The organism is Variovorax sp. Root411 (assembly GCF_001425205.1).
Classification (GTDB): domain Bacteria; phylum Pseudomonadota; class Gammaproteobacteria; order Burkholderiales; family Burkholderiaceae_C; genus Variovorax.
In genome coordinates, this window is the sequence record NZ_LMDW01000001.1 from 754255 (window position 1) to 776745 (window position 22491).

At 67.1% G+C, this 22491-nt stretch carries 19 protein-coding genes; 13 read left to right on the forward strand and 6 right to left on the reverse strand.

What is annotated here, in order from left to right; translation table 11 throughout:
• Window positions 1–32 precede the first annotated feature (32 nt).
• Window positions 33–1115 carry a TRAP transporter substrate-binding protein gene (locus ASC92_RS03450; protein ID WP_056510310.1) on the forward strand — a complete coding sequence of 361 codons (1083 nt, stop codon included), beginning with the start codon at window positions 33–35 and terminating at the stop codon, window positions 1113–1115.
• Window positions 1116–1232: 117 nt separating this feature from the next.
• On the opposite strand, the gene ASC92_RS03455 is transcribed toward ASC92_RS03450, so the two are convergent.
• Together ASC92_RS03455 and ASC92_RS03460 are read right to left on the reverse strand one after the other, a co-directional pair.
• A complete protein-coding gene (locus tag ASC92_RS03455) occupies window positions 1233–3065 on the reverse strand; it encodes a TRAP transporter large permease (RefSeq protein ID WP_056510311.1) in 1833 nt (610 codons plus the stop codon).
• Between the two features lie 21 nt (window positions 3066–3086).
• Window positions 3087–3701, reverse strand: coding sequence for a TRAP transporter small permease subunit (locus ASC92_RS03460; protein ID WP_056510313.1), 615 nt, complete (start codon window positions 3699–3701; stop codon window positions 3087–3089).
• Window positions 3702–3865: 164 nt separating this feature from the next.
• Between ASC92_RS03460 and ASC92_RS03465 the strand changes: the two genes are divergently transcribed.
• Window positions 3866–5152, forward strand: a complete 1287-nt coding sequence (locus ASC92_RS03465; protein WP_056510315.1) for an SUMF1/EgtB/PvdO family nonheme iron enzyme — start codon at window positions 3866–3868, stop codon at window positions 5150–5152.
• 7 nt (window positions 5153–5159) lie between these two features.
• Here ASC92_RS03465 and ASC92_RS03470 read toward each other — a convergent pair whose 3' ends face one another.
• Together ASC92_RS03470 and ASC92_RS03475 are read right to left on the reverse strand one after the other, a co-directional pair.
• On the reverse strand, window positions 5160–6599 hold the full coding sequence (locus ASC92_RS03470) for an MFS transporter (protein WP_056510318.1): 1440 nt from the start codon (window positions 6597–6599) through the stop codon (window positions 5160–5162).
• A gap of 54 nt (window positions 6600–6653) precedes the next feature.
• Window positions 6654–8009, reverse strand: a complete 1356-nt coding sequence (locus tag ASC92_RS03475; RefSeq protein WP_056510320.1) for an aspartate aminotransferase family protein — start codon at window positions 8007–8009, stop codon at window positions 6654–6656.
• Between the two features lie 106 nt (window positions 8010–8115).
• On the opposite strand from ASC92_RS03475, the gene ASC92_RS03480 reads away from it, so the two are divergent.
• Window positions 8116–9072 carry a LysR family transcriptional regulator gene (locus tag ASC92_RS03480; protein WP_056510322.1) on the forward strand — a complete coding sequence of 319 codons (957 nt, stop codon included), beginning with the start codon at window positions 8116–8118 and terminating at the stop codon, window positions 9070–9072.
• A gap of 151 nt (window positions 9073–9223) precedes the next feature.
• Here the strand turns inward: ASC92_RS03480 and ASC92_RS03485 are convergent, their stop codons facing one another.
• Window positions 9224–9988, reverse strand: coding sequence for a FadR/GntR family transcriptional regulator (locus ASC92_RS03485; RefSeq protein WP_056510324.1), 765 nt, complete (start codon window positions 9986–9988; stop codon window positions 9224–9226).
• Between the two features lie 210 nt (window positions 9989–10198).
• Between ASC92_RS03485 and ASC92_RS03490 the strand changes: the two genes are divergently transcribed.
• The 8 genes from ASC92_RS03490 (at window position 10199) to ASC92_RS03525 (ending at window position 18156) form a co-directional block, all read left to right on the forward strand.
• The gene (locus tag ASC92_RS03490) at window positions 10199–11407 is read left to right on the forward strand and encodes an ABC transporter substrate-binding protein (RefSeq protein ID WP_056510326.1); all 1209 of its coding nucleotides are present in this window, start codon (window positions 10199–10201) and stop codon (window positions 11405–11407) included.
• A 22-nt stretch (window positions 11408–11429) separates the two neighbouring features.
• The gene (locus tag ASC92_RS03495) at window positions 11430–12290 is read left to right on the forward strand and encodes a branched-chain amino acid ABC transporter permease (RefSeq protein WP_056510327.1); all 861 of its coding nucleotides are present in this window, start codon (window positions 11430–11432) and stop codon (window positions 12288–12290) included.
• Between the two features lie 5 nt (window positions 12291–12295).
• Window positions 12296–13255 carry a branched-chain amino acid ABC transporter permease gene (locus ASC92_RS03500; protein WP_056510329.1) on the forward strand — a complete coding sequence of 320 codons (960 nt, stop codon included), beginning with the start codon at window positions 12296–12298 and terminating at the stop codon, window positions 13253–13255.
• A complete protein-coding gene (locus ASC92_RS03505; protein ID WP_056510331.1) occupies window positions 13252–14019 on the forward strand; it encodes an ABC transporter ATP-binding protein in 768 nt (255 codons plus the stop codon). The genes ASC92_RS03500 and ASC92_RS03505 overlap by 4 nt, the downstream gene beginning before the upstream one ends.
• Before the next feature lie 172 nt (window positions 14020–14191).
• On the forward strand, window positions 14192–14902 hold the full coding sequence (locus ASC92_RS03510; RefSeq protein ID WP_056510333.1) for an ABC transporter ATP-binding protein: 711 nt from the start codon (window positions 14192–14194) through the stop codon (window positions 14900–14902).
• Between the two features lie 34 nt (window positions 14903–14936).
• The gene (locus tag ASC92_RS03515) at window positions 14937–16193 is read left to right on the forward strand and encodes a Zn-dependent hydrolase (RefSeq protein WP_056510335.1); all 1257 of its coding nucleotides are present in this window, start codon (window positions 14937–14939) and stop codon (window positions 16191–16193) included.
• Window positions 16190–17686 (forward strand): M81 family metallopeptidase, encoded by a 1497-nt coding sequence (locus tag ASC92_RS03520; RefSeq protein WP_056510337.1) that lies wholly within the window; start codon window positions 16190–16192, stop codon window positions 17684–17686. The genes ASC92_RS03515 and ASC92_RS03520 overlap by 4 nt, the downstream gene beginning before the upstream one ends.
• 92 nt (window positions 17687–17778) lie before the next feature.
• Window positions 17779–18156, forward strand: coding sequence for a nuclear transport factor 2 family protein (locus ASC92_RS03525; RefSeq protein WP_056510339.1), 378 nt, complete (start codon window positions 17779–17781; stop codon window positions 18154–18156).
• A 32-nt stretch (window positions 18157–18188) separates the two neighbouring features.
• On the opposite strand, the gene ASC92_RS03530 is transcribed toward ASC92_RS03525, so the two are convergent.
• Complete coding sequence (locus tag ASC92_RS03530) at window positions 18189–19331, reverse strand: helix-turn-helix domain-containing protein (RefSeq protein WP_056510341.1); 1143 nt, start codon at window positions 19329–19331, stop codon at window positions 18189–18191.
• 180 nt (window positions 19332–19511) lie between these two features.
• Between ASC92_RS03530 and ASC92_RS03535 the strand changes: the two genes are divergently transcribed.
• Both ASC92_RS03535 and ASC92_RS03540 read left to right on the forward strand, forming a co-directional pair.
• The gene (locus ASC92_RS03535; RefSeq protein ID WP_056510343.1) at window positions 19512–20009 is read left to right on the forward strand and encodes a (2Fe-2S)-binding protein; all 498 of its coding nucleotides are present in this window, start codon (window positions 19512–19514) and stop codon (window positions 20007–20009) included.
• 13 nt (window positions 20010–20022) lie between these two features.
• Window positions 20023–22473, forward strand: a complete 2451-nt coding sequence (locus ASC92_RS03540) for a xanthine dehydrogenase family protein molybdopterin-binding subunit (protein ID WP_056510345.1) — start codon at window positions 20023–20025, stop codon at window positions 22471–22473.
• Window positions 22474–22491: the final 18 nt, after the last annotated feature.

Consider the following 22491-nt stretch of genomic DNA (forward strand, 5'->3'; position numbering starts at 1 on the left):
TTTGTTTTTTCCAAGAACTCGGAGAGCTATCAATGGATCGTCGTTCCCTCATCAAAAACGCCGGCATCGCGGGCGTTCTGGCCGCTGGCATTGCGCCGGCCGTTCACGCGCAAGCCGCGATTCGCTGGCGCCTGGCGTCGAGCTTTCCCCGGTCCCTGGACACCATCTTCGGCAGCGCCGAGATGCTCTCGAAGACGGTCAAGGCGCTGTCGGGCGGCAAGTTCGAGATCTCGGTCCATCCCGCAGGTGAACTGATGCCCGCGTTCGGCGTGGTCGATGCGCTGCAGGCCGACACCCTCGAGATGGCGCAGACGGCGGCCTACTATTTCACCGGCAAGGACCCCATCTTCGCCTTCAGCTGCGCAGTGCCGTTCGGCCTGACCGCGCGCCAGACCGACTCCTGGAAGGAGTACGGCAACGGCCGCAAGCTGCTCGACGCCTTCTTCGCGCAATACAACTTCCGCACCGCCAGCGCCGGCAACACCGGCACGCAGATGGGCGGCTGGTACCGCAAGGAAATCAAGGCGGTCGAAGACCTCAAGGGCCTCAAGATGCGCATGGGCGGCGGCGTGTTCGGCGAGGCGATGGCCAAGCTGGGCGTGGTGTCGCAGAACATGCCCGCGGGCGACGTGTACCAGGCGCTCGAAAAGGGCACGCTGGATGCGGCCGAGTTCGTCGGCCCCTACGATGACGAGAAGCTGGGCTTCAACAAAGTCGCCCCGTACTACTACTACCCCGGCTGGTGGGAAGGCGGAGCCGATCTCGAGTTCTTCATCAACAACAAGGCGTTTGCCAAGCTGTCGGACGAGAACAAGGCCATCCTCGATGCGGCGACCAAGGTTGCCGCGCGCGACATGATCGCCAAGTACGACGCCTTCAACCCGGTCGCGCTCAAGCGCCTCGTGGCCGCCAAGACCCAACTGAAGCCGTTCCCCAAGGCCGTGATGGACGCGGGCTTCAAGGCCTCGATGGAAGTGTTCGCCGAGCATGAAGCCAAGTCGGCGGACTTCAAGAAGATCCACCAGGACATGCGTGCATTCCAGCGCGACCAGATCCTGTGGAACCGCTTCTCGGAGTACCCGTTCAACCAGTACATGAACTCGGTCAAGATCTGAGCATCCGCTGCGCGGCCGCCCTTCGCGGTCAGCCAGCAAAAAGGCCGGCCTGCTTTCGCAGGCCGGCCTTTTTTCATGAGCCTTCCGGGGCTTGGCGAGCCCCGGCTTCGCGCCACCTCAGGGCTTCTGCGGCTTCAGCGCGTCCTGCATGGCTTTCATGGGATCGCTTTCGCCGCTTTCGGCGGGCGGCTCCGGCGTGGCCGGCGCCGCACCGGTGCCCGCACTGGGCGTGCCCGGCTCGACCTTCGGAGCGGATTCTTCCGGCGTGCCGTAGGGGTCGGCGGGCGTGGCGTCGCCTTCCGGCTTGAGGCTGTCGCGCATCTGCGCGCCGATGTCGTCGAGGTTGACCTTGACTTCCTTGTCGAGGCTGCCCGTCACGATCTGCGGGAAGGCGATGAGTACGCCGACCATCGTGAGCTGGATCAGCACGAACGGGATCGCGCCCCTGTAGATCTGCATCGTCGTCACCGGCTCCATGACCTTCTGGGTCACGCGATCGACGTACTGTTTTTCAGGCGCCACCGAGCGCAGGAAGAACAGCGCGAATCCGAACGGCGGGTGCATGAACGAGGTCTGCATGTTCACCGCGAGCAGCACGCCGAACCAGATCAGGTCGATGCCAAGCTTGTGTGCCACCGGCGCCAGGAGCGGCACCACGATGAACGACAGCTCGAAGTAGTCCAGGAAGAATGCCAGGAAGAACACCAGCACGTTCACCGCGATCAGGAAGCCCACCGGTCCACCCGGCAGCGACGAGAGCAGGTGCTCGACCCAGATCGGGCCGTCGGCGGCCTGGAACACCAGGCTGAACACCGTAGCGCCGATCAGGATGAACATCACGAAGCTCGACAGCTTGGTGGTCGAGGCCAGCGCCTGCTTCAACAGCGAGAAGCTCATGCGCCGGCGCACCCAGGCCATGACCAGCGCGCCCATGGCGCCCATGGCGCCGCCTTCGGTGGGCGTTGCCACGCCCAGGAAGATGGTGCCCAGCACCAGGAAGATCAGCAGCAGCGGCGGGATCAGCACGAAGGTCACCCGTTCGGCCAGCCGCGACAGCAGGTTGAGCTTCAGGCCCTTGTTGATCAGCGCGATCACCAGCGCCACGAACACGCCGCCGCACATGGCGACCACCACTTTCTCGTCGGTGGCCACGAAGGTCACGGGCTCGCCCTGGAACCATGTGTGCACCGCTTCCATGTTGCGCGCCAGCCAGGCGGCCACCAGCGCCGACAGGGCGGTAAGGGCCACCAGCGACACGTAGCCGCCGCTGCCGTTGGGTTCGCGAAAGGTGCGCGCCTCGGCCGGCAGCGCGGGCACTTGCGCCGGCTTGAAGATCGCGAGGAACACGACGTAGAGCACGTACAGGCCCATCAGCATGAAGCCGGGAAGGAAGGCGCCCTTGTACATGTCGCCGACGCTGCGGCCGAGCTGGTCGGCCATGATGATCAGCACCAGCGAGGGCGGGATGATCTGCGCCAGCGTGCCGGAAGCCGCGATGACACCGCTGGAAAGCCGCCGGTCGTAGCCATAGCGCAGCATGATCGGCAGCGAGATCAGGCCCATCGAGATGACCGAGGCCGCGACCACGCCGGTGGTGGCCGCCAGCAGGGCGCCGACGAAGATCACCGCCAGCGCCAGGCCGCCGCGCATCGGGCCGAACACCTGGCCGACCGTGTCGAGCAGGTCTTCGGCCATGCCGCTTCGCTCGAGGACGAGCCCCATCAGCGTGAAGAAGGGCACCGCCAGCAGCGTGTCGTTGGCCATGATGCCGATCAACCGCTGGGGCAGCCATGCCATCACCGACGACTGGAACACGCCGAGCTCGATGCCGACGAGACCGAAGAACAGGCCGCAGGCCCCGAGGCTGAATGCCACGGGGAAGCCTAGCAGCAGGAAGCAGATCAGCCCCGCGAACATGATCGGGGCGAAATTGGCAACAATGAATTCCATGGTGTTTGTCTGCTTGGCCGTTCAGTGTTGCGGTTTTGCGGCCTTGGCGGCATCCGCCTCGGCTTGCAGGCGCAGGGCTTCGATGAGTTCGGCCTCGGCTGTCTTGTCCGTCAGCCGGCCCATCGGGTCAGGCCCTTCCCCGCGCAGGAATGCGATGCGTTTGATCAGTTCCGACCAGCCCTGCAGCAACAGCAGCACGAAGCCCACCGGCAGCGCCGCCCACACGGGCCAGCGGATCAGCCCGCCCGAGTTGCCGGACATCTCGCCCGACTGATACATCTGGATCACCACGGGCGTCGACAGCCACAGCACCGCGATGCAAAGCGGCGTCAGGAAGAAGGCGAAGCCGATGATGTCGATCCACACCTGCTTGCGCTTGGACAGGCGGCTGTTGACCACGTCGATGCGCACGTGCTCGCGGTGCAGCAGCGTGAAGCCTGCGGCGATCAGGAACGACCACGCGAACAGGTACCACTGCACTTCGAGGAACGCGTTGGAGCTGGTGTTGAACACCTTGCGCACGACCGCGTTGAGGGCGCTGATCGCCGTGGCGGCCAGGATCAGCCAGATGGCGTATTTGCCCACCTGGGCATTGAGCCAGTCGATGGCCCGGGACAGCTTGAGCAAGCCTTGCATTACATCTCCATTTTTGTATTGGATGCCTCCCGATACGACGGCACCCGACGCACTGGCCTTGTGTGCCAGCGGGTCGGGTGCGGGAGGCGGGACGAATTCTATCGATGTAATGGAAAGTGTCTTTCGGGGCGTACCCGGGGACCGGCGCGTGGCCATAATGGCCGATGGCCCAGACACCACGCCCACTTCCGGCTCCCGCCGCGGCGACGTCTCAGTCGATCGATTCTCCCGACATCTCTCGGGCGGGCCGCGACCTGCTTTCGCTGGCGCTGATCGATGCGCGCAACCATACCCTGCACCTGCTGTCGCTCTATGAGCAGACGCTCGGCGAGGGCATGCCGGTGCCCCCCGCGCCGGATGTCGTGCCGCCGGTCTGGCTGGCCGGCCACATCGGCTGGTTCGCCGAATGGTGGATCGGTCGCAACACCCAGCGCGCCTTCGGGGCCGACTGCCCGGTGCGGCCCACGCGCCTTGCTGCCATCGACCCTGGCGCCGACGGCTGGTGGAATCCGGCGCAGAGCGCGCCGCAGCGGCGCTGGACGCCCGACATGCCCGACCTCGCGCAGACCAAGGCCTACCTGCTCGAAACACTGGAGAGCACGCTCGAGCTGCTCGACAACGCGGCCGAGACCGACGCCGGCCTGTACTTCTATCGCCTCGCGCTGTTCCACGAAGACATGCGCGGCGAGCAGTTCGTGGTGATGGCGCAGACGCTGGGGCTGCCGCTGGGCTTCGAGCAGGTGCCCATCGCCGTCACGCGCGAGCCGCTGCTGCTGCCGGCCACGCGCTGGGAGCTGGGCATGCCCGAGAGCGGCTTCGCCTTCGCGCAGGAACGTGCGGCGCATCGCGTCGACGTGCCCGAGTTCGAGATCGACGCGCAGCCCGTCACCTGGAACCAGTACATCGAATTCGTCGACGACGGCGGCTACGACCGCGAGGAGCTGTGGTCCGGCGAAGGCTGGCGCTGGCTGGCCGCGCAGGTCGAGGGCCGCCGCGGGCCGCGCCACGTCGAGCAGATCGGCGCGGCGCGCAGCGGCACCGGCGGTTCGGTGCTGCAACAGCGCTTCGGCGCGACGGTGCGCGCCGCCGGCCATCACAGCGCGGTGCACCTGAGCTGGTGGGAGGCCGACGCCTGGGCACGCTGGGCCGGGCGGCGCATCGCGACCGAGGTCGAATGGGAGATCGCGGCGCACACGGCCGCGCGGCGCGGCTTCCGCTGGGCCGATGTGCATGAATGGACGGCGGGCACGCTGCAGCCGTGGCCCGGGTATCGGGCCGACCCGTGGAGCGCGGGCGGCGAGTTCGATCCGGCCGCCGCTTTCGGCCGCGCACGCGTGCTGCGCGGGGCTTCGTTCGCGACGCGTGCGCGCCTGCGTTCGCCGCGCCGCCGCGGCTTTGCGCTGCCGGAACGAGACGACGGCTTCGTCGGCTTTCGCACCTGCGCGCTGTAGCGCACGCTCAGCGTTCGCCGCCGGCTTCGGATGACAGCGGCGGCGCCACTTCCTCCAGCGGCTTGCGCTCCGCGTCGACCGCATGGCGCAGGGCCAGCAGCCCCGCGATGATGACCAGCGCCGCCCCGATGCCGTAGCCCACCATCACCGCACCCCGACTGCCGGTCTCGATCAGCAGGCCGAACAGCAGCGGCGCAGCGAAGCCGCCCGCGCCCATGCCGACCGCATAGAAGATCGCGATGGCCATGGCCCGCATCTCCAGCGGAAACACCTCGCTCACCGTGAGGTACGCGGAGCTCGCCGCCGCCGACGCCAGGAAGAACACCGCCGACCAGCACAGCGCCTGGCTGCGTGCGTCGAGCCAGCCCATCATGAAGGCCCAGCCCGTCAGCGCGAGGCCGGCGCCCGCGAGCACATAGGTCAGCGCAATCATCCGTCGCCGCCCGATGCTGTCGAACAGCGGCCCCAGCAGCAGCGGCCCGAGCACGTTGCCCAGCGCGAACGGAAAGATGTAGAGCGCCACGTCGCCTTCGGACACGCCATAGAAGCGCGTGAGCACCAGCGCGTAGGTGAAGAAGATCGCGTTGTAGAAGAAGGCCTGCGAGATCATCAGCGCCAGCGCGACCACGCTGCGCTGCGGGTAGCGCCTGAGCAGCACGCGCGCTACTTCGCGCATTGGCGGGCTGTTGGGGCGCGCGGCCGTGTAGTTCACATGGCCTTGCGGCGCGGGCAGCGGTCCGTGCTGCGCTTCGACCTCGGCCTCGATCCGTTCGACGATGCGCCTGGCTTCATCGGCCCGCCCGTGCGCAACCAGCCAGCGCGGGCTCTCGGGCACGTGGCGCCGCACCAGCAGGATCGCCACCGCCAGCACTGCGCCCAGCGCGAAGCCCGCGCGCCAGCCCCACACCGGGCCGATCACGCGCGCGTCGAGCAGTACGAGGCTCAGCGCCGCGCCCAGCGCAGCACCGATCCAGAAGCTGCCATTGATCGCGAGGTTGACGCGCCCGCGCACGCGCGCCGGAATGAGTTCGTCGATGGCGGAGTTGATGGCTGCGTACTCGCCGCCGATACCCAGCCCCGTGACGAAGCGGCACAGCGCGAAGAAGGCGAAGTTGGGAGAGAACGCGGTGGCCAGCGTGCCGATGGTGTAGACCACCAGCGTGACGAGAAACAGCTTCTTGCGCCCGAGCCGGTCGGTGAGCCGCCCGAAGAGCAGGGCGCCGAGCACCGCGCCCGCCACGTACACCGAGCCCGTGAGGCCGATCTCGCCGGCCGTGAGCCCGAGCGTGTCGGGCCGCTCGAGCACCGCGCCGATGGAGCCCACGAGCGTGACTTCGAGGCCGTCGAGCACCCAGGCCACGCCCAGTGCGATCACCACGCGCCAGTGCCAGCGGGACCATGGCAGGCGGTCGAGGCGGGCGGGGATGTCGCTGCGCAATACCGTCATTGCGCCGATTATTGGAAGGCGGCCGACGCGCCGCCTGTAGGACCCGGCCTCCGATCAGGCCGTCTCGGCCAGCGCGTCGGCCAGCGCGTTGACCATGCGGTCGATCTCGGCCTTTTCCGCGATGAAGGGCGGCGCGAGCTGGATGGTGTCGCCGCCGTAGCGCACGTAGAAGCCCTTCTTCCAGCAGTTCATCGCGATCTCGTACGGACGGCGCGCGGGTTCGCCAGGCAGCGCAGCAATGGTGATGCCCGCGGCGAGGCCGTAGTTGCGGATGTCGGCCACGTGCTTGCTGCCCTTCAGGCTGTGAACTGCGTTCTCGAAGTGCGGCGCCAGCGCCTGCACGCGGCCGATCATGTCTTCCTTCTGCAGCACGTCGAGCGCGGCGATGCCCGCGGCGCAGGCCACCGGGTGCGCGCCGTAGGTGTAGCCGTGCGGGAACTCGAGCATGTAGTCGGGGCCGCCTGCCGCCATGAAGGTGTCGTAGATGTCCTTGTTCGCGACCACGGCGCCCATCGGCTGTGCGCCGTTGGTGACCTGCTTGGCGATGTTCATGATGTCGGGCGTCACGCCGAAGGCTTCGGCACCCGTGAGCGCGCCGCAGCGGCCGAAGCCGGTGATGACCTCGTCGAAGATCAGCAGGATGTTGTTCGCGGTGCAGATGTCGCGCAGGCGTTTCAGGTAGCCCTTGGGCGGAATCACCACGCCGGCCGAGCCCGCGAAGGGTTCGACGATAACGGCCGCGATGTTCGAGGCGTCATGCAGCGCGATCAGGTCGAGCAGGCGGTCGGCCAGCTCGGCGCCGTTCTCGGCCATGCCGCGCGTGAAGGCGTTCGATGCGAGCTGCGTGTGCGGCAGGTGGTCGGCCTCGACGCCCTGGCCGAACAGCTTGCGGTTGGCCGCGATGCCGCCCACCGAGATGCCGCCGTAGTTCACGCCGTGGTAGCCCTTCTCGCGGCCGATCAGGCGCGTCTTGCTCGCCTGGCCCTTGGTGCGCCAGTAGGCACGCGCCATCTTCAGCGAGGTGTCGGCGGCTTCGGAGCCCGAGCCGGTGAAGAACACATAGTCGAGGCCCGCGGGCGTCAGTTCCTTGATCTTGTTGGCCAGCTCGAACGAGAGCGGGTGGCCGAACTGGAAGGCCGGCGAGTAGTCGAGCTTGGCGATCTGGCGGCTCACCGCCTCGGTGATCTCGGGGCGGCCGTGGCCCAGGCCCGAGCACCACAGGCCGGAGAGGCCGTCGAAGATCTTGCGGCCGTCGGCGTCGGTGAAGTAGGCGCCCTTGGCCTCCACGATGATCCGCGGATCGGCCTTGAAGCTGCGGTTGCCGGTGTAGGGCATCCAGTGCGCGTCGAGCCAGGCGGCGTCGGTGCGCAGGGCGGGCGTCGGTTCGATGGCGGGCGTGGCGAGGGTCATGGCGCTTCCCGCACGAGGCGGGCTCCGGGGGTGATGGGATGTGCCGATTGTTCGCAGAGCCTTCAGTGTGGAGAATGGCGCAATATCAATGTTCACTTGGCAGTTAATGCAAGTAAAAGAGAAGGGCCAGAACAGTGCCCAGAGCACCCGCAGCCGCGCCGTTCTGGGGCAGCTCAGCGACATGGACCTGCGCCTGCTCAAGGTGTTCAAGAGTGTGGTCGATTGCGGCGGCATGGCGGCGGCAGAGCTGGAGCTGAACATCGGCACCTCCACCGTGAGCCGCCACGTGAAAGACCTGGAGACGCGGCTCGGGCTGGTGCTGTGCCGGCGCGGGCGGGCCGGCTTCGCGCTCACGGCCGAGGGGCAGCGCGTGTACGACGAGACGCTGCGGCTGCTGGCCTCGGTCGACGCCTTCCGCGGCAGCATCGACGACATCCACAACCGCATGGGCGGGCAGCTGGACGTGGCGCTGTTCGACAAGACCGCGACCAACCCGAAGGCGCGCATCGGCGAGGCCATCGCGCGCTTTACCGAGATCGCACCGGAAGTGAACCTCGCGGTGCATGTGGGCTCGATCAACGCGATCGAGCAGGGCGTGCTGGAGGGCAACTTCCAGATCGGCATCATTCCGGCGCACCGCACGTCGAAAAGCCTGGTGTATGCCGACCTGTTCGACGAGACCATGCTGCTGTATTGCGGCAAGGGGCACCCGCTGTTCGGCAGCCCGCACGCGAAGCTCACGTGGTCGAAGCTGGGCGCGCATCATTTCGCCGGGCTGGGCTATCACTCGCCGAACATGGAGCTGAGCCACCGCGCGAGGCTGTCGCGCAAGGCGACTGGCTTCGACCAGGAGGCGATAGCGACGCTGATTCTTTCGGGGCGCTTCCTTGGCTTCCTGCCAGACCACTACGCGCAGGTGTTCGAGCAGCGCGGGCTCATGAAGGCGGTGCTGCCGGCGCGCTTCAACTATGCGTGCCGGTTCGTGAGTCTTTTGCGCCGTTCGCCGAAGCCTTCACGGGCGGTGTTGGCGTTTCAGGAGTGTCTGGAGAGGGCGCATGCGTGAATCGCGGCGGCGCTCACGCCGACGCGGTGACTTTTTTCGCGAATGTCCCCCGCTTCGCTCCTCCTTTATTTCGCGAAAAAGGCCCCCGCATCGGCGGGATCATTCAGAGCACTGGTTGATCGGCCAGCACAAGCGCTGCGCCCTGAAAAATCTAACGCTGCCCGCTTGGCAGCAACAGATGCTTCGCCCCGATGTGCGCCTCCATCTCGTGCATGTGCTGCTCGGCATCGACCATGTGTTCGGTCATCAGGCGCCGCACTTCGTCGGCATCTTCGCGCCGGTAGGCGGCCAGCAGTTGCGTGTGGTAGTCCACGTTCGTCTCGCCGAAGTGGTGATGGTCCAGCGCCTTCTTGTAGACCACGAGGTCGCGCAGCAGATCGTTGAGAAACCGGCACATGAAGGAGAGCACCGGATTGGGGCAGGCCTCGGCCAGCATGGTGTGAAAGGCCAGTTCGGCCTCGCGCTGGGTGCGCAGCTCGTCCTCGTTGGTCGGCTCGATGGTGCACAGCCGGATGTTTTCTTCCAGCTTCTCGAACTGTTCCGTCGTCAGCTTGCCGACCACGCTCACGGCCAGCTCGGGCTCCAGCGCCTTGCGCAGCTGATAGATGTGGTGTCCGTCGAGGTGGTGAAAGTGCAGGAAGTTGCGCAGCGGCTCCGACGCATGCTCGACCGACACCTGCTGCAGGTAGGCCCCGCCGCCGGGACCGGTGCGGATGGAGATCAGGCCGCGCACCTCCAGCGCCTTCAGTGCCTCGCGCACGGTGCTCTTCGAATAGCCGAAGAGCTCGATCAGTTCCTTCTCGTTCGGTAGCCGGTCGCCGGGCTGCTTGCGCTCCGCCACGATCCAGCGCTTGACGTCTTCGACGATGACGTCCGAGAGCTTTTGCCGCTTCGGGCGGTTCTCTCCCACTCTCATTGAAACGCTCCATGCCCATCGGGAGATGCGCGGGGTGCGCAACAGCGCGCGATCTTAAACGGCGTCATTCGGGAGTTCGATCTGGTTTTGGGCACAAGGCTTGCTAACGGGTTTTTACCAGCATATTAATCCTATTTATCCGCTTAAATTTGCCGGCGCTTGCCCCACTGCTTCCTTTTTCCTACCCCTCACCACGACCGGAGTTCCTCCATGCAACGCAGACAACTTCTTCTTCAACTCGCCGCCCTCTCGGCTGCCCCCGCCTCGCTCCTGGCCGGCCGCGCCGCGTTCGCCCAATCGGCGGACGCGATCCGCTTCGGCTGCCCAGTGCCCATGTCGGGCGCGTTCGCTGCCAATGGCAAGTTCGCCGACCTGGGCATGAAGCTGGCCATCGAGCAATACGGCAGCGTGCTCAAACGTCCGCTGGCCTACACGGTGCTCGACACCGAAGGCAAGCCCGCCACCGCCGTGCGCAAGGTGCAGGAAGCCTCGCAGCAGCAGGGCGCGAAGTTTTTCGCGGGCGGCATCCTGTCGTCCGAAGCGCTGGCCATGGGCAAGGAGGCCGAGAAGGCCGGCGGCCTGTTCATCACCACCGCGGGCGCCGACGAGATCACCGGCAAGGACTGCAACCCCGCCACCTTCCGCTGGTCGGTGCCCACCTTCGGTGCCATCGAGCAGACGGTGCGCCCGCTGATCGCCACCATGCCGAAGGCCAAGCGCTGGTACACCATCACGCCGCAGTACGTGTTCGGCGAGGGCCTGCTGGGTGCGGCCAAGAACATCTTCCAGGAGAAGGGCATCGAGCACGTGGGCAACAGCTACCACTCGCTCAACGAGAAGGAGTTCAGCGGCTACCTCACCAACGCGATGGCCGCCAAGCCCGACGTGCTGCTGCTGCTGAACTTCGGTGCGCAGTCGTCGGCTGCGCTGCGCCAGGCAGTGAGCTTCGGCATGCACAAGAACATGACGATCCTCATCGCCTGGGCCTCGGGGCTCGAGCAGTTCGACGAGCTGGGCGCCGACCTATGCGACGGCGTGTACTTCGGTGCGCAGTACTGGCACACGGCCGACACCACGCTCAACAAGGACCTGGTGAAGCGCACGGCCGACAAGCTGAAGATCGTGCCCAATTACAGCCTCGCGGGCTCGTACATCTGCACCAAGATCCTGATCGACGGCATCGCGCGCGCAGGCTCGGTGGACCAGAAGGCGGTGATCGCCGCGCTTGAAGGCATGAAGTTCGACGGCCTCACGGGCACGGAAGAAATCCGCAAGGCCGACCACCAGGTCATCAAGGACTACTACCTGCTCAAGGGCAAGGCCAAGTCGAAGATGAAGAACCCTGCCGATTACGTCGACGTGGTGAGTTCGGGCAAATCGTTCCTGCCCGTCGACAAGACCGGCTGCAAGCTGGCCTGACGCAACGCAAGCCAACGAGCCCATGACCGTCTACCTGCTCCAGACCATCAACGGAATCGGCATCGGCATGCTGTATTTCCTGCTGGCCGTTGGCTTGTCCATCGTGTTCGGCCTTCTTCGCTTCGTGAACTTCGCGCACGGCGCTTTCTATCTGCTGGGGGCCTACCTGTGCTACCAGGCCATGCAGTGGGGCCTGGACTTCTGGGTCGCGCTGGTTGTGGTGCCGCTGGCCGTGGGCGCGCTGGGCTGGCTGGCCGAGAAGCTGCTGCTGCGCCGCGTATATGCCAAGGCGCATGAGTTCCACATCCTCGTGACGGTGGGCCTCGCGCTTGCGGTGCAGGAGATCGTGATCGTGTTCTGGGGCCCGCTGGGCAACAGCGTGGCCACGCCCGATCTGCTGCAGGGCGTGGTCACGTGGGGCGCCTTCGTCTATCCCAAGTACCGGCTGTTCGTGATCGGCTTCACCGCCGTGCTCGCGGTGCTGCTGTGGTGGGTGCTCGAAGGCACGCGCCTGGGCAGCGCGGTGCGCGCGGGCAGCGAATCGACCGAGATGGTGTCGCTGCTCGGCATCAACGTGTTCCGGGTGTTCAGCCTGGTGTTCGCGCTGGGTGCGGCCACGGCGGCGCTGGCCGGCGTGCTGGCCGCGCCGATCCGCGGGGCCGAGCCGTTCATGGGCGTCGAGGCGCTGAGCGTCGCCTTCGTGGTGGTGGTGATCGGCGGGCTCGGCAGCTTCGGCGGCGCGCTCGTGGGCGGGCTGCTCATCGGCATCGTGCAGAGCCTCATGAGCACCATCTGGCCGCCGGGGGCGAGCCTGATGATCTACATCGCGATGGCGGCCGTGCTGCTGCTGCGCCCGCATGGCCTGCTCGGCCGAAAAGGATGAACGCCATGCCGAGAAAAATCACTTTCCTTCTGGCACTGATCGCCGCGCTGGGCCTGCCGCTGGTGCTGCGCTCGGGCTCGCTCGCGAGCGAGGTGCTGATCTATGCACTCGCGGCCCTGGGCTGCAACCTGCTGCTGGGCTACACGGGGCTGCTGTCCTTCGGGCAGGGCATCTTCTTCGGGCTGGGCAGCTACACCATCGCGATCCTGCTCACGCGCCTGCACCTGCCGATGCCGCTCGCCTTGCTCGCGGCCGTGGCCATGGGCGCGCTCGGCGCGGCGCTGGTCGGCTGGGTCGCCATCCGCCAGCGCGGCACCTACTTCGTGATGCTCACGCTGGCCTTCGCGCAGATGTTCTATTTCATCGCCTACACCGCGACCGACCTCACGGGCGGCGACAACGGCCTGCTCGATGTGCCGCGCCCCGGTTTCATGGACACGCCGTGGAAGTACTACGCCTTCGTCGCGGTGATCTTCCTGATCGCGTTCGGGCTGCTGCTCAAGGTGACCGACTCGGTCTTCGGACGCACGCTGCTGGCCATCCGCGACAACGAGGACCGCGCCGCCGCCGTGGGCTACGACCTCAAGCGCTTCAAGCTGCTGGCCTTCGTGATCTCGGGCGCCGTCACCGGCCTGGCGGGCGGGCTGCACGCGATGATGACCGGCATCGCGCCGCTGTCGAACGCCGAGTACCACACGAGCGAGATGATCCTGGTCATCACCGTGATCGGCGGCACCGGCAACCTGTTCGCCTCGGTGCTGGGCTCGGCCTTCTATGTGCTGCTGGCCGACTGGCTCTCCACGCTGTGGCCGCGCTGGCTGTTGTTGCTCGGCCTGCTGCTGATCGGCGTGAGCATCGGCATGCAGCGCGGGCTCTGGGGGCTGGGCGAGGGCGCGTGGCGCCGCATCTTCCGCAAGACATCGGCTGGCGCCAAAGTGCCTGCGGCCCTGGGAGAAAAAGCATGACGGACATCCTCATCGAAGCCGTCGGCGTCACCAAGCACTACGGCAAGTTCGCTGCACTCGGCGGCGTCGACCTGAAGATCAGGCGCAATACCGTGCACTCGGTGATCGGCCCGAACGGCGCGGGCAAGACCACGCTGTTCCACATGCTCACCGGCACCGGCACCACCACGGGCGGCCGCATCCTGTTCGACGGCCACGACGTGACGCGCGAACCCGACCACCAACGCGTGCAGCGCGGCATGGCGCGTTCGTTCCAGGTCACGGCGCTGTTCACGAGCCTTTCGGTGCGCGAGAACCTGCGGGTGGCGGCGCAGGGCGTTTCGCCGCGCCAGGCCATGAACTGCTGGCGCGCGCCGGTCGGCGAACTGGCCTGCACGCAGACGGTGGACGAGGTGCTGCAGCGCGTCGGGCTCGAACGGCTGGCGAACACGCCGGTCAGCGAGCTGTCGCACGGCCAGCAGCGCCGCCTCGAAGTGGGCATGGCGCTGGCCGCGAGGCCAAAGGCGATCTTTCTCGACGAGCCGACCTCGGGCATGGGCATCGACGACCTCGACGACATGAAGCAGCTGATCCGCAGCCTGCGCGACCGGCACACCGTGGTGCTGATCGAGCACAACATGAACATCGTGATGGACATCTCCGACACCGTGACCGTGATGCAGCTGGGCCGCGTGCTCGCCGAAGGGCTGCCGGGCGACATTCGCTCCGATGCGCGCGTGCGCACGGCCTACCTGGGCAACATGATCACCGGAGGAAAAGCATGAGCGCCGTCTCTTGCTCCCTCTCCCCCTGGGGAGAGGGTGGGGGTGAGGGCATGGGCCTTCGCAGGTGTGCTGCCTTTGCCATCGCCGTCGGCCCTCACCCCAACCCTCTCCCCGAGGGGAGAGGGAGCAACAGCCGCACCACGAGCGGCCATCCAAGAACAGAGGTTCGCCAATGACCCATTCCATCCTCGAAATCGAGGCGCTTCACGCGCACTACGGCAAGAGCCATGTGCTGCAGGGCGTTTCGATGCGCGTTGGCGACGCCGAACTGGTCACGCTGCTGGGCCGCAACGGCGCGGGCAAGTCGACCACGCTCAAGAGCATTGCAGGAGCGGTCACGCCTACCGGTGGGCGCGTGCGCTTCCAGGGCGCGGACATCGCGGGCATGCCGCCGCACCGCATCGCCGCACGCGGCGTGTGCCTGGTGCCCGAGCACCGCGGCGTCTTCAAGCTGCTGACGGTGGAAGAAAACCTGCTGCTCGGCCTGCGGCGCGAATCGCCCTGGCAGCTGGCCGACATCTACCGCATCTTTCCGCGCCTCAAGGAGCGGCGTCGCAACGGCGGCGGGCAGCTCTCGGGCGGCGAGCAGCAGATGCTGGCCATCGGCCGCGCGCTCATGAACCATCCGCGCCTGCTGATCCTCGACGAGCCGGTCGAAGGCCTTGCGCCGGTGATCGTCGAGGAGATCGTCGCGCAATTGAAGACCATCAAGGCGGCCGGCGTGGCCATCCTGCTGGTCGAGCAGAACCTCGAAGTCTGCGTGCAGCTGGCCGACCGCCACTACATCGTGGAGCAGGGCGTGATCGTCCACGAGGCCGACAACACAGCCTTCATGGCCGACCATGAAGTGAAAGACCGCTACCTGGGCGTGGGCCTCGCCTGAGGCTTCCCGCAACCCCCTTCCTTATCGCAAAGCCATGAACTCACACACCGAACTCCGCATCGACGGCCAGCGGCTCTGGAACTCGCTGATGGAACTGGCGCAGCTCGGCGCCACCAAGAAAGGCGGCGTCTGCCGCATCGCGCTGACCGACCTCGACCGCCAGGGCCGCGACCTGTTCACGCGCTGGATGCGCGAAGCGGGTTGCGAAGTGCGCGTGGACGCCATCGGCAACATCTTCGCGCGCCGCGCCGGCCGCAACAACGCGCTGCCGCCCATCACCACCGGTAGCCACATCGACACGCAGCCCACGGGCGGCAAGTTCGACGGCAACTATGGCGTGCTCGCGGGGCTGGAGGTGATCCGCAGCCTGAACGACGCGAAGATCGAAACCGAAGCGCCGCTCGAAGTGGCGGTGTGGACCAACGAGGAGGGCTCGCGCTTCGTGCCCGTGATGATGGGCTCCGGCGTGTTCGTCGGTGCCTTCACGCTCGAGCATGCGCTGGCGCAGCGCGACAACGACAGCGTGAGCGTGTCCGACGCGCTTGCCGCCATCGGCTACGCGGGCAGCACGCCTGCATCGGCCACCGCATCGCCGGTGGGCGCGTACTTCGAGGCGCACATCGAACAGGGCCCGGTGCTCGAAGCCAACGAGCGCGTGATCGGCGTGGTCGAAGGGGCGCTGGGCCAGCGCTGGTACGACGTGGTGGTGCAGGGCATGGAAGCGCATGCCGGCCCCACGCCGATGGAACTGCGCAAGGACGCGCTGCTGGCTGCCTCCGAGCTCGTGATCGAGGTCAACCGCATTGCGCTGGCGCACGCGCCGCATGCGCGCGGCACGGTCGGCTGGATCGACAACTATCCGAACTCGCGTAACGTGATCCCGGGCCGCGTGAAGCTCAGCGTGGACCTGCGCGCGGCCGACGACGTGGTGCTGTCGGCCATGGATGCCGAGCTGAAAGAAGCGGTGCAGCGCATCGCGACGAAGGGCAAGGTCGAGATGTCGGTGGAGCAGGTCGTCTACTTCCCGCCGCAGCCTTTCACGCCCAAGCTGGTGTCCGCCGTGCGCGAGGCCGCGCAGGCGCAGGGCATGAGCTGGATGAACGTGATCAGCGGTGCCGGCCACGACGCGGTGTACCTTGCGCGTGTCTGCCCCACGGCGATGATCTTCGTGCCCTGCCTCGACGGCATCAGCCACAACGAGATCGAGGACGCGCAGCCCGACCACCTCGAAGCCGGCTGCAACGTGCTGCTGCAGGCGATGCTGCAAAGCGCGGGAGTGGCGTCGTCATGAAGGTGCTGATCGCACGTCTCAACCACGAGACCAACACCTTCTCGCCCGTGCCCACGCCGCTCGCGGCTTTCGGTCCCGATGGCCCGACCTTCGGCGAACAGGCCTACCGGGACAACAAGGGCATGCGCACGGCGATGTCGGCCTTCATCGACCTGGCCGAGCAGGCCGGCGCGACGGTGGTCACGCCGGTGTCGGCCTCGGCCAATCCGAGTGGGCCGGTCGATGCGCAGGCCTACACCACACTCACGCAGTGCATCGTCGAAGCGGCGCCGGGTTGCGACGCCATCTTGCTCGACCTGCACGGCGCGATGGTCGCGCAGAACAGCACCGACGGAGAAGGCGACCTGCTCGTGCGCCTGCGCGCGGCGGCGCCGGGCGCGCCCATCGGCGTGGCGCTCGACCTGCATGCCAACGTCACGCCCGCGATGGTGGAGAACGCCGATGTCATCGTCGGCTTCAAGACCTATCCGCACATCGATATGTACGAAACCGGCGAGCATGCCGGTCGCCTGCTGTTCGACCTGCTGGTCGGGCGCAGCAGGCCGGCGATGCGCTGGCGCCAGTTGCCGCTGATGGCGCACACGCTGCGCAGCGCCTCGTTCACCGGTGCGATGCAGCGCGCCATCGAGGCGGCGCGGGAAGCCGAGAAATCGTCGGAGTCGCTCGCGGTGTCGATCCTGGCGGGCTTTTCGCTGTCGGACATCGAGGCGCCGTGCATGAGCGTGATCGTGGTCGACGCGCAATCGCCCGAACGCGCGCAGGCCACGGCCGACCGCATCGCGATGCAGATGTGGAGCGAGCGCGAAGCCTTCATCTACCGCAGTGAACCGCTGGCGGAATCGGTGGCCCGCGCAAAGCTCATCGCCGAGGGCGCCACGCGCCCGGTGCTGCTGCTCGATCATGGCGACAACTGCATGTCCGGCGGCAGTTGCGACACCATGGACGTGCTGCAGGAAGCGCTGGCGCAAGGGCTGCACGGCATCGGCGTGGGGCCGCTGTGCGACCCCGAAGCGGTGGCCGAACTGATTGCGGCGGGGGAGGGCGCGGAGGCGACCGTCGCACTCGGCAACAAGGTCTCGCTGGAAGGCATAGGCTTGAAGAAAACGCCGGTGCGCCTGACGGGCACCGTGCGCACCATCAGCAACGGCGAGTACGTGATCACCGGTCCCACCTACACCGGCCAGCGCAGCAGCATGGGGCGCACGGTGCTGTTCGACATCGGCGCTGCGCGCATCGTGGTGACCGAGCGCACGCAGGAGCCGTGGGACATCGGTGTCTTCGAGTGCGCGGGGCTCGATCCGCGCAAGGAGCGCTTCCTGCTGCTCAAGTCGCGCATGTACTGCCGGCCGGTGTTCGAGCCGCTGTCGGCCGCGCTGGTGGAGTGCGACAGCCCGGGTGTGACCAGTTCGGACTACGGCCTGTTCCCGTTCAGCAAAGTGCGCCGGCCAGTGTTTCCGCTGGATGCGAACGCCTCGATGGACCTTGCCGCATAACCTGCCACGTCATCGACGCGAATCGCGTGCGGCGCGACCATTCCTTCACCCCGCGATGTTGCGGGTCGAACCCCTCGAAAGGAATCGTCATCATGAACACCGCCGCACACGATGCCACCGCGATCGCCCAACGCTACATCGCCGTCTGGAACGAAACCGACGCCACGCGCCGCGCCGCGCTGATCGAAGCCGGGTGGGCCGCCAACGCGCACTACGCGGACCCGATGGCGCAGGCCAGCGGGTATGAGCAGATCAGCGCGCTGGTCGGCGCGGTGCACCAGCGCTATCCGGGCTTCCGCTTCAACCTGCTGGGCAAGGCGGACGCGCATGGCGACCACCTGCGCTTCTCGTGGACGCTGGGGCCGAGCGGGGCGGAAGACCTGATCCAGGGCACCGACTTCGCCCAGCTGGATGCCGGCAAGCTCCGTTCGGTCACGGGCTTCCTGGACAAGGTGCCCGTGGGTGCCTGAATGTGAAGAAGCAGGAAAGCTGAGCGCCGCGCTCAGTCCGGCATGCCGGCCGAGCGGCCGCGCCACAGCTTGCGGTAGACGGTGGCACGGCTGATGCCCAGGGCCCGCGCGGCTTCCGCCACGTTGCCGCGCGCGTCGGCCACCGCCTTTCGGATCAGCTCGGTTTCGACGTCGCGCAATCGCGGGCGGGTGCTGGATGCGGGAGCGCCTTCGGGGCTGCCGCCGCCGCGCCGGGGCCGCGCCTGCACCCGCAGGCCCGACCAGAGCGGCACTTCGAGCACTGCGTCGCCGCGCCGGGCCACGTCGAACATCATGTGCAGGGGCAGCGCGAACAGGTCGTTGAAATTCAATGCGTGTTCGCAGCGCGCCAGCGGCTGGTGCAGCATCTGTCGGGCCGCCGCATTGGCGCCGGTGATGCCGCCGCCAGCGTCGATGCACAGCAGCCCCTCGGTGGCCTCGCTGCTCGGGCTGCCCGGCCAGGCCAGGTGCAACAGCAGTTCGCAGGGCTCGCGGATCAGCAGCATGTTCTCGATGCTGCGCGCGGACAGGGTGGCCAGGTGGCGCAGCTCCGGGCGCTCGACCACCTGCACGCCGGTCAGGTCGAGCATGCCGATGCAGTCGCCCCGGGGACCGAAGAGCGGGGCGCCGGCGCAGCTGTAGACGCTGGTGTCGTCGAAGAAATGCTCGCCGCGGTGCAGCCACACCGATTCCTGCTCGGCCAGCGCGGTGCCGATCGCGCTGGTGCCGATGGCGCGTTCCGACAGGTCGACGCCGACGCGCGCGATGTCGCGCGCATGGCGACTGGCGGCGTCGACGCCGCCGGGCAGGTTGCCCACGTCGATCACGACGCCGTCGGCATTGGTCAGGATGGCGAAATAGCGGGTGTCGGCGATGGCGCGCGAAAGCCGGTCGATCACCGGCCGGGCCGCCGAAACCAGCGCCCGGTTGCGTTCGGCGACGTCGCAGCCGGCAGCCCGGCTCACCGGATCGAAGCTGACCCGCTGCTGCGGCCGGCGGCCGGCCTCGATGCAGCGCTGCCAGGAACGGGTGATCCACGAATCGACGCACGCGGCGCCGCGCGCACGAGGAGGCGACTCGCCTTCGATCAGTTCGCGGCGGGCTTGGGCAATGGCCAGGGAACGCTCAGGAGGTGGCGAAACGACAGTGGCGGGCATCGTGGTTTTTCGCGCGTGTGGGGCGGCTTTTTCCCGGCCTGCCGGACGGCAAGCTGTTTCATTTTGAGAATTTCGCGCACTCTGTGCAAGAGTCGAGGGTTTTGCCTAGGATAGTGCGAAAGGTGGGCATCCAAGATGCTTTTTGCTGAACCAGCCATCACCTTTCACGGAGACAGCCAAATGCAGGTCGCTTTCAAGGTCAACGGCCGTCAGGTCACGGTCGACGCTCCTCCCAATACTTTCCTCGTCCACGCCATCCGCGAGCACCTCCACCTCACCGGAACCCACGTCGGCTGCGACACCGCCCAGTGCGGCGCCTGCACCGTCCACGTCAACGGCAGGGCAGTCAAGTCGTGCAACATCCTGGTCGCGCAGGCGACGGGCGCGGACATCACTACCATCGAGGGCATCGCCGAGGCCGACGGCACCATGCACCCCATGCAGGCTGCATTCAAGGAATGCCACGGCCTGCAGTGCGGCTTCTGCACCCCGGGCATGGTCATGAGCGCCATCGACCTTTGCACCCACCATCCCAAGTCGAGCGAGTCGGAAATCCGGGAACTGCTCGAGGGCAACCTGTGCCGCTGCACCGGCTACCAGAACATCGTGAAGGCTGTGAAGATGGGCGGCGAGGCCATGGTCTCGGGCACGCCGGTCAAGACAACCGTCACGGCGTGAAGGGAGCAACATCATGGGTGCTTCCGACTTCTCGAACCTGCCCCACATCGGCGAAGCCCTGCGGCGCAAGGAAGACTATCGCTTCCTGACCGGCGCCGGCAACTACACCGACGACATCACGCTGGCCAACCAGAGCCATGCGGTCTTCGTGCGCTCGCCGCATGCCCACGCCGCCATCAGGTCGATCGACATCGCCGAGGCGCTGAAGATGCCCGGCGTGGTCGGCATCTTCAGCGGCAAGGACATCGAAGGAAAGATGGGCGGGCTGCCCTGCGGCTGGCTCATCAACAACCCCGACGGCACCCCCATGAAGGAGCCGATGCACCCGATCCTTGCGATCAACAAGGTGCGCTACGTCGGCGACCACGTCGCGATGGTGGTGGCCGAGACGGTCGAGCAGGCCCGGAACGCCGCCGAAGCGGTGGTGGTCGACTACGAGGTGCTGCCCGCGCTCGTGAGCGTGGCCGACGCGGCGAAAAAGGCGAGCGGCGTCACGCTGCACGACGAGGCGCCCGACAACCAGTGCTACAAGTGGGCGCTGGGCGACAAGGCGGCGGTCGATGCGGTGTTCGCCAATGCCGCGCACGTCACCAAGCTCGACCTGGTCAACAACCGCCTGATTCCCAACCCGATCGAGCCGCGCGTGGCTATCGGCAGCTACGCTCGCGGTACTGACGACTACACGCTCTACGTGTCGAACCAGAACCCGCACGTCGAGCGCCTGCTGATGACGGCCTTCGTGCTGGGCCTGCCCGAGCACAAGGTGCGCGTGATCGCACCCGACGTGGGCGGCGGCTTCGGCTCCAAGATCTTCCTGTATGCGGAAGACGTGTGCCTGACGTGGGCGGCCAAGCAGCTCAACCGCAACATCAAGTGGACGGCCGACCGTTCGGAATGCTTTCTGTCGGACGCGCACGGCCGCGACCACGTGAGCCACGCCGAGATGGCGATGGACAGCCAAGGCAAGTTCCTCGCGCTGCGCGTGCACACCGACGCCAACCTCGGCGCCTACCTGTCGACCTTCTCGACCGCGGTGCCGACCATCCTCTACGCCACGCTGCTGGCAGGGCAGTACACGACGCCGCAGATCTACGTCGAGGTGGATGCCTGGTTCACCAACACCGCGCCGGTCGACGCCTACCGCGGCGCGGGGCGGCCCGAGGCCACCTACCTGCTGGAACGCCTCGTGTCGCGCTGCGCCTGGGAAATGAACCTGGGCCAGGACGAGATCCGCAAGCGCAACTTCATCACCGCCTTTCCCTATCAGACACCGGTCGCGCTGCAGTACGACACGGGCGACTTCCACGCCTGCATGGACAAGGCCCGCGTGCTGGCCGAGGTCGACGGCTTCGCCGCGCGCAAGGCGGCGACCGAGGCCGCAGGCAAGCTGCGCGGTATCGGCTACTCGAGCTACATCGAGGCCTGCGGCATCGCGCCGTCGAACATCGCGGGTGCGCTCGGCGCGCGCGCCGGCCTGTTCGAATGCGGCGAGATCCGCGTGCACCCGACCGGCAGCGTGACGGTGTTCACCGGCTCGCACAGCCACGGCCAGGGCCATGAAACCACCTTCGCGCAGGTCGTGGCGGCGCGGCTGGGCATTCCGGTCGAGAACGTCGACGTGGTGCACGGCGACACCGGCCGCGTGCCCTTCGGCATGGGCACCTACGGCTCGCGCTCCATCTCGGTGGGCGGCGCGGCCATCATGAAGGCGCTCGACAAGATCGAGACCAAGGCCAAGAAGATCGCCGCGCACCTGATGGAGGCAAGCGACGCCGACATCGAGTTCGCCAACGGCGAGTTCACGGTCAAGGGCACCGACAAGAAGATCCCGTTCGGCCAGGTGGCGCTCACGGCCTACGTGCCGCACAACTACCCGCTCGACAAGCTGGAGCCCGGCCTGAACGAAACCGCCTTCTACGACCCGACCAACTTCACCTTCCCCGGTGGCACCTACATCTGCGAAGTCGAGATCGACAAGCAGACCGGCGAGGTGCGCGTCGACCGCTTCACCGCCGTGGACGACTTCGGCACCATCATCAACCCGATGATCGTCGAGGGCCAGGTGCACGGCGGGCTGGTGCAAGGCATCGGCCAGGCGCTGCTGGAAAACTGCGTCTACGACAACGAAACCGGCCAGCTGCTCACCGGCAGCTTCATGGACTACGCCATGCCGCGCGCCGGCGACTTCCCGCAGTTCAAGCTCGACACCGTGTGCACGCCGTGCACGCACAACCCGCTGGGCACCAAGGGCTGCGGCGAGGCGGGGGCCATCGGCTCGCCGCCCGCCGTGATCAATGCCGTGCTCGACGCGCTGGCGCCGCTGGGCGTCAAGGACTTCGACATGCCCGCCTCGCCCAGCCGCGTCTGGGAAGCGATCCAGAAGGGCAGCGGCAGCGCCGCGAAAGACGCGATGCCGCAGGAGCCTTCGCTTGCTGCGAGCACCCAAGGCCGTCCGGCCCCCTGAACAACAAAGAAGGAACCA

Coding starts and splice junctions, on each gene's coding strand:
- ASC92_RS03515 (WP_056510335.1), top strand. CDS start 14,937: ATGAACTCACACACCGAACTCCGCATCGACGGCCAGCGGCTCTGGAAC.
- ASC92_RS03480 (WP_056510322.1), top strand. CDS start 8,116: ATGCAAGTAAAAGAGAAGGGCCAGAACAGTGCCCAGAGCACCCGCAGC.
- ASC92_RS03495 (WP_056510327.1), top strand. CDS start 11,430: ATGACCGTCTACCTGCTCCAGACCATCAACGGAATCGGCATCGGCATG.
- ASC92_RS03450 (WP_056510310.1), top strand. CDS start 33: ATGGATCGTCGTTCCCTCATCAAAAACGCCGGCATCGCGGGCGTTCTG.
- ASC92_RS03490 (WP_056510326.1), top strand. CDS start 10,199: ATGCAACGCAGACAACTTCTTCTTCAACTCGCCGCCCTCTCGGCTGCC.
- ASC92_RS03540 (WP_056510345.1), top strand. CDS start 20,023: ATGGGTGCTTCCGACTTCTCGAACCTGCCCCACATCGGCGAAGCCCTG.
- ASC92_RS03535 (WP_056510343.1), top strand. CDS start 19,512: ATGCAGGTCGCTTTCAAGGTCAACGGCCGTCAGGTCACGGTCGACGCT.
- ASC92_RS03475 (WP_056510320.1), bottom strand. CDS start 8,009: ATGACCCTCGCCACGCCCGCCATCGAACCGACGCCCGCCCTGCGCACC.
- ASC92_RS03460 (WP_056510313.1), bottom strand. CDS start 3,701: ATGCAAGGCTTGCTCAAGCTGTCCCGGGCCATCGACTGGCTCAATGCC.
- ASC92_RS03510 (WP_056510333.1), top strand. CDS start 14,192: ATGACCCATTCCATCCTCGAAATCGAGGCGCTTCACGCGCACTACGGC.
- ASC92_RS03470 (WP_056510318.1), bottom strand. CDS start 6,599: ATGACGGTATTGCGCAGCGACATCCCCGCCCGCCTCGACCGCCTGCCA.
- ASC92_RS03530 (WP_056510341.1), bottom strand. CDS start 19,331: ATGCCCGCCACTGTCGTTTCGCCACCTCCTGAGCGTTCCCTGGCCATT.
- ASC92_RS03455 (WP_056510311.1), bottom strand. CDS start 3,065: ATGGAATTCATTGTTGCCAATTTCGCCCCGATCATGTTCGCGGGGCTG.
- ASC92_RS03505 (WP_056510331.1), top strand. CDS start 13,252: ATGACGGACATCCTCATCGAAGCCGTCGGCGTCACCAAGCACTACGGC.
- ASC92_RS03520 (WP_056510337.1), top strand. CDS start 16,190: ATGAAGGTGCTGATCGCACGTCTCAACCACGAGACCAACACCTTCTCG.
- ASC92_RS03525 (WP_056510339.1), top strand. CDS start 17,779: ATGAACACCGCCGCACACGATGCCACCGCGATCGCCCAACGCTACATC.
- ASC92_RS03500 (WP_056510329.1), top strand. CDS start 12,296: ATGCCGAGAAAAATCACTTTCCTTCTGGCACTGATCGCCGCGCTGGGC.
- ASC92_RS03485 (WP_056510324.1), bottom strand. CDS start 9,988: ATGAGAGTGGGAGAGAACCGCCCGAAGCGGCAAAAGCTCTCGGACGTC.
- ASC92_RS03465 (WP_056510315.1), top strand. CDS start 3,866: ATGGCCCAGACACCACGCCCACTTCCGGCTCCCGCCGCGGCGACGTCT.